Source organism: Salinisphaera hydrothermalis C41B8, assembly GCF_000732535.1.
In the GTDB taxonomy this organism is placed as follows: Bacteria; Pseudomonadota; Gammaproteobacteria; order Nevskiales; family Salinisphaeraceae; genus Salinisphaera; species Salinisphaera hydrothermalis.
In genome coordinates this window covers 119,051-133,446 of record NZ_APNK01000006.1, presented here as the reverse complement: position 1 = coordinate 133,446, position 14,396 = coordinate 119,051, and the positions used below count along the sequence as shown (strand labels likewise).

Here is a 14,396-nt window from a genome sequence, read left to right as displayed (position 1 = left end):
TGCTATCGCCGGCGTATTGTGAACCCATGGCCAGACCCTTACGACTCGAATTCGCCGGCGCGCTGTATCACGTCACCTCGCGTGGTGACCGCCGTGAAGATATTTACGAAGACGACGAGGATCGCGTCGCCTTCTTGAACGTCTTGGCGAGCGTGGCGCGGCGCTTCAACTGGCTTGTTCATGCGTATTGCTTGATGAGCAATCACTATCATCTGTTGATTGAAACGCCGGATGGCAACCTCTCCCAGGGCATGCGGCAACTCAACGGGGTGTATACCCAGTACAGCAATCGTCGCCATCGCCGAGTCGGGCATCTGTTCCAAGGGCGCTACAAGGCGATACTGGTGCAGAAGGAGTCGTATCTTCTCGAGGTGGCACGCTATATCGTCTTGAACCCGGTTCGGGCTGGCATGGTGCGTAGCGCGGGCGATTGGCCGTGGAGCAGTTACCGCGCGACGGCCGGCCGCGAGGCTATCCCGGAATGGCTGACGACGGACTGGGTGTTGTCGGCATTCGACACGCACCAGCGCGAGGCGCAGCTGGCGTATCGCCGCTTTGTAAGCGAGGGGCGGGGCTTGCCGGTGCCTTGGGATGCGGTGGCGAATCAAGTGTTTTTAGGGGATGACGCCTTTGTTGACGACATGCGCGCCCGCATTGAGCACGCGAATCCGCGGCTCGACGAGGTGCCCAGGGCCCAGCGTGCCGGCCGAGCCCGCCCGATCGGCGACTATGAGAAAGAGGCCGGCTCGCGTGATGCGGCGATCGTCGCCGCTTATGCCTCGGGCGGCTACACCATGCAGGAGCTCGGGGCATATTTCGGTCTGCACTATTCGCGGATCAGCCGGATTATCAAGCGGTTCGAGTCTTAGGCATTGATGGGCATAACGCGGTAGCCAACGGCCCGGAGTCGGTGTCTCGCTAATCGGTGCTCGGCGCGGATAAGGCTGGTGGCATAGGCTGAGCTGATGCGGTTGTCATGGGCAGGCGGATTAAGCGCCTGGACTCGTCCCTTGTTTGTAGCCGCGCCAACCTCAGCGGTTCCCACATGATCCATGCCGGGCGGATGTCGGCCGGAGCTCGGCACGGGCGCCGCAAGCGCGATGATCTTGATTCGGTCGGGTTCGGTCCGTGTGCCGATGCCTTGGGGCGGCGACGAGTCATGAATTGCCGACACGACCCTTGCAATTCATCCTAACCAGCCATATACCATCCCCATGGATGGCAATTGGATGTCTGGTGGCTGCAGGAAATGAGAAGCTCACGATCAATCTCGGTCCGGTCGATCTCGGACGAATTGATCTGCTGGTGCAAGAAGGGTTTTACGCGAACCGTAGCGATTTCATTCGTACGGCGATCCGCAGCCAACTTGTGGCCGAACGCGAGCCACTCGCCCGGTCGATCGAGCGACACAGCCTGGATATGGGCGTGCGCGACATCACACGCGACGAACTGGAAGCCGCGCGCCGAGAAGGCCGCGCATTGAATATCAGCGTGGTCGGCCTGGCCCGTATTGCATCCGATGTTTCCCCCGATCTGGCACAAGCCGCGATCGACTCGCTGGCGGTGCTCGGCAGCCTGCAGGCGAGTGCGGAGGTCAAAGCCGCGCTCGCCGATCGCTTGCGCTGAACGACAACCGCGACTGCCCCAATATTCCCGATTCTCAAGGCGACGACACACCATGACCTTTTCTCTGCAATTTGACGCCGTCGCGGAAGCCCGCCCCGGCAACGCCTGGAAAGCACGCTGGCACCGCTCCTGGCCCGCCTACGAAGCCTGGTGGATCGCATCGGGCGGCGACCACGGCCCGTCGCGCGCTGCGTGCGAAGCCGCGCTGGCGGAACACATGCCGGAACTTGCCCCGGTGCACGCACGCCTGACGTCGCTCGCCGGCGGCGGCGACCGCGCCGCCCGTTTTCTGTCGACGTGGTGTCCGCCGACCTATCTCGGCGGCTGCTCGCTTGCAGCGCGGGCCGATAAAGGCGAGGTGCGGCTGCTGCGTAACTACGATCTTTCCCCTGAACTCAACGAAGGGTTGCTGCTGCGTACCGAATGGACCGGTATGCCGGTCATGGGCATGGTCGAATTCCTCTGGGGGCTGTCGGATGGCATCAACGGCGCCGGACTGTCCGTGGCCTTGGCCTATGGCGGTAGCGGTACGGTCGGCGAAGGGTTTGGCATCACCACGATCCTGCGCTATGTGCTGGAAACCTGTCGCGATCTGGACGAAGCGCTGGCCGTGCTCGCTCGTGTGCCCTCGCATATGGCATACAACCTCGTGGTTGCCGACCGCCACGGCCATACTTGCGCGGTCGAGTTGCACCCGGGCGGGGGATTGACCCGGCGCAAACAGTCCATTGCGACCAACCATCAACACAACGGGCCGGCGCCCGATCGCCCCGGTTTCACGCGTACGGTGGCACGTCAGGAAAGCCTCGAAGCCCTCTTTGCGTCGCGCGTTCCGCCCGCGCAGCTGTCTGAAGCCTTCCTGGCCGAACCGTTGTTTCAACGAAACTACGCCCAGGGGTTCGGCACGCTGTTCACCACCGAGTACGATCCGGCCGCCGGGGCCATGACGCTGCACTGGCCGGACGACAGCTGGCGGCAAACGCTGGAAGACTTCAAGCCTGGAAGCCGCCTCGTGCATTACGGCGAGCCGGCCGCCGAGACGACGGACCTCGCCGCCACGCTTGCGCTCCTGCGGCCGTTCCTGCCGGAAACCTGGCACAGCCAGTTCGATACATGGCTCGCGGCGAGTGCCGATGGTACGACCGACTGGGCGGCCTTCGGCCGGCTGTTCGCCGACGGCTGGATGAATCCGCCGGCCGCCGAGCGGCCGAGGCACGCGCCGCAGCGTATGTAGTGCCGGTCGACACGACCCGGCGGGGCAAGAGCCGGCCGTTGTGTCGAGCCGAGCCATCGCTAGCCAGCCCCGAAGCGCCGCGACGCACGTTCGCGGCGCTCTTGTCAGCGCCGTGTTGTACCTCCGCGTCGGCCGGACTCAGCGGTCGGCGTTAAGCCGATGCCGAACGCCGCATCGCGTCAGTGGTCGACGCCCCGATAGAACGCGGCCGGCTCCTTAAACCGACCAATCGGCTTCGCGTGCGCATTCGAGCGCGTTGGAGTGAGCTGGGATACGTAGCGGCGCAGCTGGATCGGTCGGGACGCGCCATGCTGCCTCGGCGACGTCCACGGCGTGACCGACTGGACTTGATGAGTCGGTGATTCGGGCGATGGCCTGCTGCACCCGGTCCGCACAGGCGGCGTTGTTTAGCCCTAGCAATGTGCGTTGTCCCGAAAGTGAGTTTCCAGCGAAAGACCGGGTAGACCGATGGGAAGAGATGACGAGGCAGAGCGCAGTTTTAATCGCGTCCTCGTGCTTGGCCCGTTTCCCAGCAGATCTACCCGTAATACGTAACCAGCAAGTCTTGTGCTGTGCTAATGCTCACGGTCTAATTTAATTAGGGTGAATTAGATCGGGGGATTGAAGTGCTTATCCAGCTCGGCGTGCTCGTCGGCACGCTCGCGATCGTGTCGCCGCCTTTTTTTATAGTCCTGGCCCAGATTCACTGGAACGGATTTCGCGACAAGCAGACTGGTCGTCGCCACCCGATTACGCGGGGCATGCTCCGCCCGCCGGGTCACGCGCTTTCTGAAAAGCGTCGGGAGTCGGCCATGAACGTGATGTATTACATGGCGTTCGGTCCAATGACCGGTTTTATCGCGTTGGCGACTGTCTTCGGAGTTCCGTATTTCAGCGGCGAACCTGCCTCAAATTTCTTAGTCTATATGGCCATCGTTGCGACACTCGGTGTGTCGACTTGGGCTGGACTGAAGTTGCGACAGTTGCTTGTAGAGCTGCAAGCGCTTCGGCTTGGTTGGGAAGGCGAGGTCGCTACCGCTGAGGAGCTCAACAAGCTCATGCGGGATGGCTTCGAAGTCTTTCACGACTTACCGTGCGAGCGATTTAACATCGATCATGTAGTCGTGGGCCCTACCGGGGTCTTCGCAGTCGAAACCAAGACGCGTTCCAAACAGAAAAGGACCGACGACGTAGACAATGATTACACCGCGATCTTCGATGGCGAGGTTCTTGACTTCGCCGGGTGGCGTGATCGCCGGTGTCTGGAACAGGCCAGGCGCCAGGCGAAGTGGCTAAGCGATTGGCTGACTTCCGCGACCGGCGAGCGGACAGTCGCCACACCTGCAATTGCCATCCCTGGTTGGCGGATTGAAAGGCTTAAAGGATCAACCAAGCAGTCGACGCGCGTATTCACTCCTCGCGAAGCGAAGAGCTTAGTACGTAACCCGACAATGCAGCCGCTTGATCACGGGGCGATGAAGCGGATCGTTCACCAACTTGATCAGAGATGCCGGCAAGATCTCGTGCCGCGGTCAGCCGGCCGATAATTAGCCGTTCGGTAATAAGCGGCAATACGGCACAGACTACGGCTTCTAAATTTGGTCTCCCGCTCTCTTAGTGTTTAGATCAAGCCCAGCCCTCTAAGCGTTCATGGCGTATCTTGGATGTACCAACGCAAAGAGCGCCCTATGAAAAAACTCAAGAACGAAAAAGAACTCGTTAAGAAAGCGCTCGCGCTGGGTGTGGCGTATGGCGAGAACCGTGGTGTCGTTGAGTTCGAGCCGACCGATTCTGCGACCGATAAGCTGGAATACATCTATCGGTTGCTCGTGCACGACGGCATTATTCAGCCTTTGCCGGCGGAGCAGGTCTCGCAGAAGGCGATCCAGCATCGGTTGGCGATGTGGGCAGCCCGGCAATAAGGCGGGCACGGGCGGCCGATGCAGTGTGGGCCCATTCGGGGCTATTACAGAAAAGTTTACGCCCGATGACGCGAGAAAAACGGCGGTCGGCAGGAATCTCTCAGGCCGCGAAATCTCGCGGCCTTCAGGCTCATAAGGCGGCAGATCACGGTTTGCAGATCAACGTGCACGCTGGCGACGTACCAGCGTGCCACTGCCAGCAATTCGCCTGCCTATCCGGCTAGAAGTTCCAGCTTGCCCCGACACGGACTTCGTTATCGAAGCCAATGTTGCGCCGGTCGGTACTTGCATTGCTGCCGCGATAGCCAACGGAGAGGGCGATGGCGGGGGTGACATAGCCGCGCACGCGCACGCCATAGCGAACGCCGTTGGCGTCGCCGAGGTTGGTATCGCCGTCGACGTTGCCGTAGTCGACATAGCCGACGTGCGGGTTGATCTCGATGCGCGGTTCCACCATCCAGCGCAGGCCGGCGTCGACGCCGAAGCCGTTACCGCTGGCATCATCATGGCAGCGTACATCCTGCAGGCCGAGCCGTTCGTAGGAGACCTGGCCGTAGTAGCCAAGGCCGGTGCCCGGGGCGCCGCCGTAATCGAAGAAGTCGTCGAGGCCGACGCCGACGCTGGTGCGATTGGCATCGAGGTTGCGGTCGTTGACGTCTAGCCAGTCGTAGCTGGCGTTGACGAACACGTGCGGGTTTATCGCGAACGAGCCTTTGATGCCATAGCCGTTGTAGTCCTTGCCCACACCATGCGCATGCCCGTAGGCGGTATAGGTGCCTTGCACGTAGGTATAGCTGGGGGCGCCGGTGGCGTTCTGGGCGGCGGCTGTGGCCGACAGCGGCAGGAGTATGGCTGCGGCAAGGAATCGTTTTTGCATCGAGTTCAGGTTTCGAGGATGGATCGCGGCCGAGGCTAGGAGCCGGCGAGCCTTCGGTAAACTCGGGTTTTCATGGGGAACAGTGTGCGCAAGCCCTGCGCGATGCATCGGGGAAGAGGCGTGCTGAGGGGGCGGCTAGCGGTTTCGTCGCGTTCCCATCGGTTACGGACAAAACGGCCTATAGACCGGTGTTTGGCCGAGCGCGCGGACTCGCACGAAACCGCAACAGACCCGGGCGCGTTTGCCCGGTAGCGCCGCGGGGCTCACCATCTCATAGCAGTTCGGCCGGTAGCGTCGGACACGGCAGGCAAACGGATCGATTGAGGCAATCGCCGGGTAGGACTCCGCCGCGGAGCCGGCACCGGTCTGGATTCTTCAAGGCGTAGGCGACGGAGGCGATATGGAGTCTCGTTCGGGGACAGGGTTTGCGCTGTTGGGGGCCTCGCTGATCGCGATCAGTTATGGGCTGGCGCGTTTTGCCTTCGGGTTGTTCGTGCCGCCTATTCGTGCGGATCTGCAGCTGACGCCCTCGCTTATCGGCATTATCGGTGCGCTGCCTCTTGTGAGTTTTGTTTTGGCGACCCTGGTGGCGCCCGTCGCCGCCGATCGGCTGGGGGCGCGCAATACGGCGGTGCTGTCCGGGCTTTTCGGTGTGGGCGGGCTGGGGCTGATCAGCCAGGCCGCGGCTGCATTGCCGCTGGGCATTGGTGTGTTCGCCTGCGGCATCTGTACCGGCCTGATGATGCCGGCGCTCACCGCGGCCATGCAGGCGCTGGTGGATCGCTCGGTGCATGGGCGGGTGAGCTCGGTGATGAATGCGGGCACCAGCATCGGCGTGATCGTTGCCGTGCCGAGTGTTCTGTTTCTGGCCAACGCCTGGCGCGCGGCGTATATCTCGTTTGCCGTTCTGGCGGGCATCGGGGTGATCGCGACGTGGTTTTTCATTCCCTCCGTGTCGCGCGTGATGCCCTCGAACGCGGCGCCGCCGGCCCCCATCAGTGGATTGCAATGGCGCCGTCTTGCACGGCTGTCGTTGTTTTCATTCGCGATGGGCGTGGTGTCTTCCGCGTACTGGATCTTCGCGCCCGATCTGGTGGTCACGCTGGGTGGCCTGACTTCCGACGCCACTGGCTGGTTATGGCTCGCGGTAGGTATCGCCGGCCTTGGCGGCGCCGTGGTGGCCGATCTGGCCGATCGCAACAATCCGCCGATCACGCAGGCCCTGATGTTGATGATGCTGGCGGCGAGCCTGGCATTGCTTGCGGCTAGCCCCGGCCAGCTGGATATCACGGTGTTCTCTGCGTTGGTCTTCGGGCTGGCCTATATGAGTCTGACGGGGCTGTATCTCATGACGGGCATCCGTCTGTTGCCCGGGCGGCTGTCCATGGGGCCGGTGCTGCCCTTTATGGCCGTCTCACTCGGCCAGGCCGCGGGCTCGCCCGTCGTCGGTGCGCTGGTGAATAACATCGGTTATGCCCATACGTTTGCCGTGTTCTCGGCGCTGGGTATTCTGGTGGCGATGTTGTCGCCGTTTTACCCGCGCTACATCGACCACGAGCCGGAAGAAGCCGTAGCCGAGCCGGAAACTGAAACCGGCCTCCAGGCGGCCTATGATTACCAGCTGCAGGACGACGAGGGCGAGCCGCTACAGACGGTCGACCCGGAAGCCGAAAGTCAGACGGTTGGTACCGAAAATGACACAAAGCCGGATAACCGCGGTGCCTGAGTCTTTGATCTGCGGCTACGGCAGCACGCGGCGCAGGCCCGGGTCATAAACGTGGGCGCTTCTTGTGCCGGGTGGCCGGCCCAAAGACCGGTCGGACTGATCAGATCGATTGGCCGAGCCGCGACAATGATCCCGCCGTTCCGCGCCCATGGCGCGGGGCATCGCGTTGATTTATCGCGGTAACCGGCACGGGGCGTGAAGGCTGGTCGGTTTTATCGGCCGTTGCGGATTCTCCTGGGTACAGCTGGGCGGTTGGGCTGCTCGGGCTGCGGACCGTTTATCGCCGGTGCCCGGCCACGCATGGCGGGCGCGAGTCTCCACCCACGCGCGAATTCGTTCGGCATCGGTCGGCGAGACCGGGTTGTAGACGATCATGCTCAGATCCGGGAGGCCTTCAACGGCAAAGGTGGAGAATTCCAGGGCCAGCGAGCCCAGTTCCGCGCGGCGCTTGAACGCGGTGTTGCGAGCGAACGATTGCGCCGGGGCGGTATCGTGCGGGCAGCCGGTAAGCGCAGCCGTATACTGCGCGAATCGAATGGTTCAGCTTTACCCTAACGGATGACCGGGCGTTTCTGATATGTACAGACTTTTGGCGAAATTCAATCTGGCGGCTATGGCGGCTATGGCGGCTTTCTGCATGTTGAGCCTGGCGACCACCATGGCCTATGCCGGCGATAATGCGGTCACCCATCTCAAGATCATCAATACCAAGACGGGGCACGGCGCCGTGGCCGTACCGGGGGCGCGTGTGACCGTGGATTACACGGGTTGGCTTTACGCGCCAGATGCCAAGCAGCATCGCGGAAAGGAATTCGACAGTTCGAAGGACCACGGCCAGCCGTTCAGTTTTGTGCTGGGCGCTGGTCAGGTGATCAAAGGTTGGGATCAGGGCGTGAAAGGGATGCGCGTGGGTGGCGAGCGTACGCTCATCATTCCGGCCGACATGGCTTATGGCGCGCGGGGCGCCGGCGGCGTCATTCCGCCGAACGCCGCGCTGGTCTTCGATGTTTCGCTCGAGAAAGTCCAGAAGTGATACGGCGACCGTGGTGATCCACGGGCTTGACCGATTCCTTGGGCACTTCCAATCGGGCCGGGGGCGAGCCCGGCACCGCGGTTCAGTGGCCCCATAGCCGCTTCGAGGCAATCGCTGCGCCTTCGGCGAGTGCCCCCAGTTTGGCCCAGACTACGCCGGCTGCGATCTCCCGTTCCAGAGCGGCGGCATCGAACGGGGCGCGTTTTTCTCGACGAACCAGTAATTGAGACAGGCTTTGCGGGCGCGGCAAGCTACCGGTGTGCGTTGTCAGAATACGGTCGGTGCTTTGCTTCATTACTTGTTCCTTTAATGACGGGCAGGCGCGGCACCGGGCGGACTCAGGGCTCGGCCGCGATGCGGTTCTTCAAGACGGCATCAGAAGGGGTAGAGGTCTTGCGATATGCATCGATCGCAAGACCGGGTCATAAACATCGGGCCGATAGTTGGGCGTGATGTGCCAGCCGGCTTGTTTAGGCGCCGGTGGCCACCGGCCGCGACGAATCGCTACTCCAGGCGCTCCACGAGCCCGGGAATAGACGCGGCAACGGCCGACCCAGGACCGCGCAGGCCAGAATGAGCTGGCAAGCACTGATGCCCGAGCCGCAGTAGCTGATGGCGTTGTCATCTTGCGGCAGCGCCTTGGCCAGTTCCGCCGGAGAGAGGAAACGCGCCCGGCTGTCCACCAGTGATGCGGCCGGTATGCTCCGCGCGCCGGGGATATGGCCGGCGGCGGGGTCGATCGGTTCGTTCTCGCCGCGGAAGCGTTCGCCGGGCCGGGCGTCCATCAGCACCGCGTCGCCGCGTGCAACGTCTTCGATGGTGGCGATCAGGTCATCGTTGAACGTCGGCTGCCAATCGCTGGGGCTCGGGTCGGGCGATACGCTTTCGATGGGATAGTCGCCGTTGCGCCAGGCTTGCCAGCCGCCATCGAGCACATGCACCGACGGGTGCCCGGCCCACACCAGCATCCACCAGGCACGGGCCGCGGCGAGCGCGCCGCCCATGTCGTCGTAGACCACGACATCGCACTGCGGCGTGATGCCCCAGGCGCGTAGTTGGGCGCCGAACTGTTCGTGGCTCGGCAGCGGATGGCGGCCGCCTTCCGCGGATGGGGTGGCCGATAGCTCCCGATCCATGTCGGCATGACGTGCGCCCGGCACGTGGCTCTCGCGCCAGAGCGATCGTCCGGCGTCGGCATCTTGCAGCCGCGCCCGTGCATCGAGCACGACGACATCGCGGCCTTTGGCCAGCCAGTCGCCCAACGTCTCGGCATCGATCAATACGTCTTTCATGGTTCGTTCCGGCTGCGCTCGAAGTGGTTATGGCCAAAGCGTGCCAGTCGATCGCGTGGCGCACCAGTAGGCGCGTGGCCGGCCGCCGAGCGGTCCCGTCGTGAGAACAGCGAGGCGCCGGTTAGCTCGAGATAGGCTTCGGGCCTGACTTGTGGCACGCGCACGACACGGCTTCTCGTATCTTGAGTAGGTCAAGACAAGACGAGTCCCGGAGCCGGAGAGGCGGCCGGGCCCGCCGCCATGGCGGGCCCGGTCCAGGCGATTTTCGGCAGCGATTCGGGGCTCAGCCGGTAACCGCCAACGCCTGCTCCAGGTCGGCGAGCAGGTCGTCGATATGTTCAATGCCAACCGACAGCCGCACCATGTCGGGGGTGACGCCGGCGCTTGCTAGTTCGGCCTCGTTGAGCTGGCTGTGGGTAGTGGCCGCGGGCATGGCGGCACAGCTCTTGGCGTCGCCGATGTTCACCAGCCGGATAAACAGCTTCAGCGCGTTGTAGAACTTCACGCCGGCGTCCAGACCGCCCTCGATGCCGAAGGACAGAATGCCCGAGGCCCTGCCGTTCATATAGCGCTGTGCGAGCGAGTGGTCGCGGTGGCTGGGCAACCCGGCATAGTTGACCCAGGTGACGCGATCGTGGGCTTCCAGGTATTCGGCGATGCGCTGGGTGTTCTCGCAGACCCGCTCCATGCGCAGGGCCAGCGTTTCCAGCCCTTGCAGGAACATCCAGGCGTTGAACGGGCTCATTGCGCCGCCCATGTTGCGCAGCGGCACGACACGAGCCCGGGTGATGAAGGCAGCCTCGCCGACATCCCTGGCGTAGTTGATGCCGTGATAGGACGGGTCCGGCGTGGTCAGCAGCGGGAAGCGCTCGGCGTGTTCCAGCCAGGGGAAGCGTCCGGAATCGACGATGAGCCCGCCGATGGTGGTCCCGTGGCCGCCGATATACTTGGTTGCGGAATGGACGACGATATCGGCGCCGTGTTCGATCGGGCGCAGCAGCGTGGGGGTCGCGACCGTGTTATCGACAATCAGCGGCACGCCGTGTGCGTGGGCGATTTCGGCCAGCCGAGCGATATCGGCGATATTGCCGGAGGGGTTGCCGATCGACTCGCAGTAGATGGCCTTGGTGTGGTCATCGATGAGCGCGGCCATGGCCTCCAGGTCGTCCTTGTCGGCAAAGCGCACGCTCATGCCCTGGCGCGGCAGCGTATGCGCGAACAGATTGTAGGTGCCGCCGTAGAGTTCGCTGATCGAGACGATATTGTCGCCGGCTTCGGCAATCGTCTGGATCGTCGCCGTGATCGCCGCCATCCCGGAGGCCATGGCCAGCGCGCCGACGCCCCCTTCCAGCGCGGTGATGCGCTGTTCGAGTACGGCGCAGGTGGGATTCATGATGCGGCTGTAGATGTTGCCGGATACTTTCAGATCGAACAGATCGGCGGCGTGCTGCGCATCGTCGAATGCATAGGACGTGGTCTGATGCAGCGGCACAGCCACGGCGTGCTGTTCGTCCGGCGTGTACCCGCCGTGCAGGGCGATGGTTTCGGGTTTCATGCGAGGGCTTCCTGAGTTTTGTGAATCGCGGCGCCCGGCGTGATCGCTTGGTGTAGGTATGCATGACCGAGCCTCCCGAGTTTAGGACAATCGCGGCGGTTCGCGGGTGTGTTGTATAAGCCGGGTTTGTACTCAGGCTTCTATGCACCCAGTGGGTGAACGAACCGGCTGATCCATGTCTGTTACCGTCACGGGTAGATTTAAGACAAAACGGCTTTAACTTCTTTGAAGCAATACGTGTTCACGGTGGAAGTTCAAGAAATACCTCTGCCTATCCGTAAATCGTCCAACGTTCAATCGTTGGTCGGTAGGCACTCCCATTTTGTTTAGCGACTGCGCATGCGCGACGGGAGACACAACTAACTCGCCATCGTCTTGAAAGGAGATGAAGCCGCGATCGAATAAATGATCGATCGATGGGGTCAGAAATAGCCCGTTTTCGCCGTCTAGCCTTTCTTCGTTGGTTACGCAGTCCCGCCACGGTTTGCAATGGCTGGCTCGTAAGTGGGTCGGCCGGTCAACTTTAGTGACGCGGCAATACTTCTCTCTCGCCATTACGCGCTCGCGGAAGAGCCCCTGGCCGCGTCGGGCATTGATTAAAGTCTGCCTAACCGTGTTATCGAGACTTGGATCGGTTTCGATGCGACGGGTTAGCTCAGCTTCCCAAATAGCGATAGCGTTTGGGCTCCCCGTTTCGGGTAGCGTTTCGGCGACGCGATGCCCTCGCACCAGGTCTAGAATTGGCCGGCCCATGAGTCGCGCGAGTTCTTCAGCCAGCTCGAACGGCAATTCCGTTAAGTAAACCTGTTGCAGACCATTGCCATTCTGCTGGAGTGGGGAATAGCGGTCTGGCAGGCGAGGCGCCAAGGTCGCCATATGGTCTTTCGGCCGCATCGGGTGTCTTTCTGTTTTGAAGCGGACGTCCACGCGCCAGCCGATCTCGTCCCATTGCTGGCCGATAGCGCCAAATTCGTCTGGCCGCGGGCACTCATAACAAAATGACTGTGCGATGCCGATGGCATGCATGCGCGTTGCGACGAAAGAGAACACGATATCGCCGGGGGAGACTTCGCGCATGCTCTCGTAGAAAGGGTTGCGCGACTGGTTACTGCGTCGCTGTGGCGACCATAGGTAGCCGCCGGCTATCTCCTGCCGATACGTCTGATTCTGGTTGACCCACCAATATCGCAAAGTGGTTCAGATGATCCCCGGGTTGAGCATGAGTCTGTTTATGAGTGCCGATAGGGTCAAGTTGCCGAGCAACCGGTATTGCTCGGCCGCTACGAGATAGGCTGCTTCGGTTATATTGCTCTACGGGGGGGGAATAAAGACCTACACCGAATGTCCCGGCGAAGAAGACGAAAGCAGGCAAGCGGCCTGGATTTGATCGTGGCGGCGCCCTGGCCGGCTGGCATCATCCTGGGCGTTGTGGGGTTTGTGGCCATCCGATATGGATTGGGCTGGGCATTGTCGGGCACGAGTAATCCCTTCCTGGCATCTATGGCCGAGCCGCTTCGCGGCGGCGCGCTTGCCGGGCTGGCGTGGTTGTTTCTTGGCGTTTGTTGTTTTGGCTCGCTGATGTCGTTCGTTCGACAGCGCTTTTCACTGCGGTCGGCAACGAGCAAGAAACCCGCCGCCAGCCGCAGTCCGCGACGTGCCAGGAAAGCATCGCCATCGGCTGGCAGGCGTGAGGCACCGTGGGTCGCGGCGAACGAGCCGCCGCAAACGCCCCGTGCCGCGACGTCCAACCCTTCGAATGAACCGGCGCCGGTGACGCAGGAGAACATCGCCAATCTGAGCTGGTTTCAGTTCGAGCAACTGATTGCGGCCGGTTTTCGCCGCAAGGGTTTCTCGGCGGAACTGACGGCCGAGGGGGCCGACGAAGGCATCGATATCGTCCTGCGCGAGCGCAATAACGTGTTGCTGGTTCAATGCAAGCACTGGGCAGGTCAGTCGGTGGGCGTGAACATCGCGCGCGAGTTGTTCGGTGTTATGCACGCCAAAAGCGCGCGCAAGGCGATATTGGCGACCTCCGGCCGGCTCACGCCCGAGGCGCGTCGGTTCTGTGACGAGAATTCGATTTATTGCATCGATGCCGACAGCGTGCTGTCGTTCGTCGATCCGGCGGCAATGCCCGCTCAGCACGAAATCGCCGCCAACCGGCGCGATCTGTGTCCGTTATGCGGGGCCACGATGGTGGCGCGAACCGGGCGTCAGTCTGGGCGAGCCTTCCGAGGCTGTTCGCGTTATCCGGCGTGCAAAGGTAAACGTTTTGCCGGGGCGGCCAACGCTTGATTCGGCGCGCTTCGCCGGCCTGACGTGACCGGCCGGATTGGTTTGCACTCTTGCTGCGGCGCGTGCCTGATTAGTGCCTGTTATTGGCTATCGTCATATTGACGCGAATGGGGAAACGGGGCTCTTTAGTCATAAATGAGCCTGATCATGCGGGAGGCCCGCGATGAATGCCGATCTGATCTTCTATACCAACCCCATGTCGCGTGGCCGCATCGTGCGCTGGATGCTCGAGGAAACGGGTGCGACGTACGATACCGAAATCCTCGACTATGCCACGAGCATGAAAGCGCCGGCCTATCTTGCTATCAACCCGATGGGCAAGGTGCCGGCGATTGTGCATAGCGGTCAGGTGGTGACCGAGTGCGCGGCCATCTGTGCCTATTTGGCGGATGTGTTTCCGGACGCCGGCCTGGCGCCGCCGGTGACGGCGCGGGCAGCATATTACCGCTGGCTGTTCTTTGCCGCCGGCCCGCTTGAGCAGGCGGAGATCAACCGATATCTCGGTGTTACGCCGACCGAGCAGCAGGCGCGTATGGCAGGCTATGGCCGCTACGAACTCGTGGTTGATGTGCTGGACCAGATGCTGAGCGCCAACCCCTATGTCAGCGACAGCGGTTTTAGCGCGGCGGATGTTTATGTCGGCGCCCACGTTATTTGGGGGCTGCAATTCGGCTCGTTGCCCGAGCGCGATGCCTTCAAGCTGTATGCCGCCCGTTTAACGGAACGCGAGGCTTACCAGCGGGCTACGGCGAAGGACGAGGCGTTGATGCCGCCGCCCGCGCCTCCGATCGGATGATCAACGCGCGCGCCGCGAACGTGGCGGGCTCATACGGGTA

The 14,396-nt window shown here is 62.3% G+C and carries 14 protein-coding genes; 9 read left to right on the top strand and 5 right to left on the bottom strand.

Going from position 1 to position 14,396, the window contains the following annotated elements:
• Positions 1-26: 26 nt before the first annotated feature.
• The 5 genes from C41B8_RS06530 to C41B8_RS06510 all read left to right on the top strand — a co-directional run bounded on the left by C41B8_RS06530 (position 27) and on the right by C41B8_RS06510 (position 4,782).
• A complete protein-coding gene (locus C41B8_RS06530; protein ID WP_037335699.1) occupies positions 27-869 on the top strand; it encodes an REP-associated tyrosine transposase in 843 nt (280 codons plus the stop codon).
• A 367-nt stretch (positions 870-1,236) separates the two neighbouring features.
• On the top strand, positions 1,237-1,626 hold the full coding sequence (locus C41B8_RS06525; RefSeq protein WP_198025080.1) for a hypothetical protein: 390 nt from the start codon (positions 1,237-1,239) through the stop codon (positions 1,624-1,626).
• A 52-nt stretch (positions 1,627-1,678) separates the two neighbouring features.
• On the top strand, positions 1,679-2,860 hold the full coding sequence (locus C41B8_RS06520; protein ID WP_051883186.1) for a C45 family autoproteolytic acyltransferase/hydolase: 1,182 nt from the start codon (positions 1,679-1,681) through the stop codon (positions 2,858-2,860).
• Between the two features lie 626 nt (positions 2,861-3,486).
• Positions 3,487-4,407, top strand: a complete 921-nt coding sequence (locus C41B8_RS19485; protein WP_051883185.1) for a nuclease-related domain-containing protein — start codon at positions 3,487-3,489, stop codon at positions 4,405-4,407.
• A 141-nt stretch (positions 4,408-4,548) separates the two neighbouring features.
• Positions 4,549-4,782 (top strand): DUF5062 family protein, encoded by a 234-nt coding sequence (locus tag C41B8_RS06510; protein WP_037335813.1) that lies wholly within the window; start codon positions 4,549-4,551, stop codon positions 4,780-4,782.
• Positions 4,783-5,002: 220 nt separating this feature from the next.
• Here C41B8_RS06510 and C41B8_RS19480 read toward each other — a convergent pair whose 3' ends face one another.
• On the bottom strand, positions 5,003-5,767 hold the full coding sequence (locus tag C41B8_RS19480) for an outer membrane beta-barrel protein (RefSeq protein ID WP_232226007.1): 765 nt from the start codon (positions 5,765-5,767) through the stop codon (positions 5,003-5,005).
• 292 nt (positions 5,768-6,059) lie between these two features.
• Between C41B8_RS19480 and C41B8_RS06495 the strand changes: the two genes are divergently transcribed.
• Together C41B8_RS06495 and C41B8_RS06490 are read left to right on the top strand one after the other, a co-directional pair.
• Positions 6,060-7,385: an MFS transporter gene (locus C41B8_RS06495; protein ID WP_037335684.1), complete on the top strand. Its 1,326-nt coding sequence runs from the start codon at positions 6,060-6,062 to the stop codon at positions 7,383-7,385.
• Positions 7,386-8,043: 658 nt separating this feature from the next.
• The gene (locus C41B8_RS06490; protein ID WP_198025088.1) at positions 8,044-8,418 is read left to right on the top strand and encodes an FKBP-type peptidyl-prolyl cis-trans isomerase; all 375 of its coding nucleotides are present in this window, start codon (positions 8,044-8,046) and stop codon (positions 8,416-8,418) included.
• Positions 8,419-8,500: 82 nt separating this feature from the next.
• On the opposite strand, the gene C41B8_RS06485 is transcribed toward C41B8_RS06490, so the two are convergent.
• The 4 genes from C41B8_RS06485 to C41B8_RS06470 form a co-directional block, all read right to left on the bottom strand.
• A complete protein-coding gene (locus C41B8_RS06485) occupies positions 8,501-8,713 on the bottom strand; it encodes a hypothetical protein (RefSeq protein WP_037335681.1) in 213 nt (70 codons plus the stop codon).
• 175 nt (positions 8,714-8,888) lie between these two features.
• Positions 8,889-9,710 carry a sulfurtransferase gene (locus C41B8_RS06480; protein WP_037335680.1) on the bottom strand — a complete coding sequence of 274 codons (822 nt, stop codon included), beginning with the start codon at positions 9,708-9,710 and terminating at the stop codon, positions 8,889-8,891.
• Between the two features lie 283 nt (positions 9,711-9,993).
• The gene (locus tag C41B8_RS06475; protein WP_037335677.1) at positions 9,994-11,265 is read right to left on the bottom strand and encodes an O-acetylhomoserine aminocarboxypropyltransferase/cysteine synthase family protein; all 1,272 of its coding nucleotides are present in this window, start codon (positions 11,263-11,265) and stop codon (positions 9,994-9,996) included.
• Positions 11,266-11,481: 216 nt separating this feature from the next.
• Positions 11,482-12,342, bottom strand: a complete 861-nt coding sequence (locus C41B8_RS06470) for an HNH endonuclease (RefSeq protein ID WP_198025079.1) — start codon at positions 12,340-12,342, stop codon at positions 11,482-11,484.
• 192 nt (positions 12,343-12,534) lie between these two features.
• Here C41B8_RS06470 and C41B8_RS06465 point away from each other — a divergent pair, with 192 nt between their 5' ends.
• The gene (locus tag C41B8_RS06465) at positions 12,535-13,560 is read left to right on the top strand and encodes a restriction endonuclease (RefSeq protein WP_156962445.1); all 1,026 of its coding nucleotides are present in this window, start codon (positions 12,535-12,537) and stop codon (positions 13,558-13,560) included.
• A 163-nt stretch (positions 13,561-13,723) separates the two neighbouring features.
• A complete protein-coding gene (locus tag C41B8_RS06460; RefSeq protein ID WP_037335673.1) occupies positions 13,724-14,356 on the top strand; it encodes a glutathione S-transferase family protein in 633 nt (210 codons plus the stop codon).
• The last annotated feature ends 40 nt before the right edge of the window (positions 14,357-14,396 follow it).

What these genes read in the sequence shown, in the direction of transcription:
- C41B8_RS06470 (WP_198025079.1), bottom strand. Translation starts at nt 12,342, where the DNA reads ATGCGCGAAGTCTCCCCCGGCGATATCGTGTTCTCTTTCGTCGCAACG.
- C41B8_RS06520 (WP_051883186.1), top strand. Translation starts at nt 1,679, where the DNA reads ATGACCTTTTCTCTGCAATTTGACGCCGTCGCGGAAGCCCGCCCCGGC.
- C41B8_RS06490 (WP_198025088.1), top strand. Translation starts at nt 8,044, where the DNA reads ATGGCCTATGCCGGCGATAATGCGGTCACCCATCTCAAGATCATCAAT.
- C41B8_RS06460 (WP_037335673.1), top strand. Translation starts at nt 13,724, where the DNA reads ATGAATGCCGATCTGATCTTCTATACCAACCCCATGTCGCGTGGCCGC.
- C41B8_RS06530 (WP_037335699.1), top strand. Translation starts at nt 27, where the DNA reads ATGGCCAGACCCTTACGACTCGAATTCGCCGGCGCGCTGTATCACGTC.
- C41B8_RS06495 (WP_037335684.1), top strand. Translation starts at nt 6,060, where the DNA reads ATGGAGTCTCGTTCGGGGACAGGGTTTGCGCTGTTGGGGGCCTCGCTG.
- C41B8_RS06480 (WP_037335680.1), bottom strand. Translation starts at nt 9,710, where the DNA reads ATGAAAGACGTATTGATCGATGCCGAGACGTTGGGCGACTGGCTGGCC.
- C41B8_RS06510 (WP_037335813.1), top strand. Translation starts at nt 4,549, where the DNA reads ATGAAAAAACTCAAGAACGAAAAAGAACTCGTTAAGAAAGCGCTCGCG.
- C41B8_RS06475 (WP_037335677.1), bottom strand. Translation starts at nt 11,265, where the DNA reads ATGAAACCCGAAACCATCGCCCTGCACGGCGGGTACACGCCGGACGAA.
- C41B8_RS19480 (WP_232226007.1), bottom strand. Translation starts at nt 5,767, where the DNA reads ATGCATCGCGCAGGGCTTGCGCACACTGTTCCCCATGAAAACCCGAGT.
- C41B8_RS06485 (WP_037335681.1), bottom strand. Translation starts at nt 8,713, where the DNA reads ATGAAGCAAAGCACCGACCGTATTCTGACAACGCACACCGGTAGCTTG.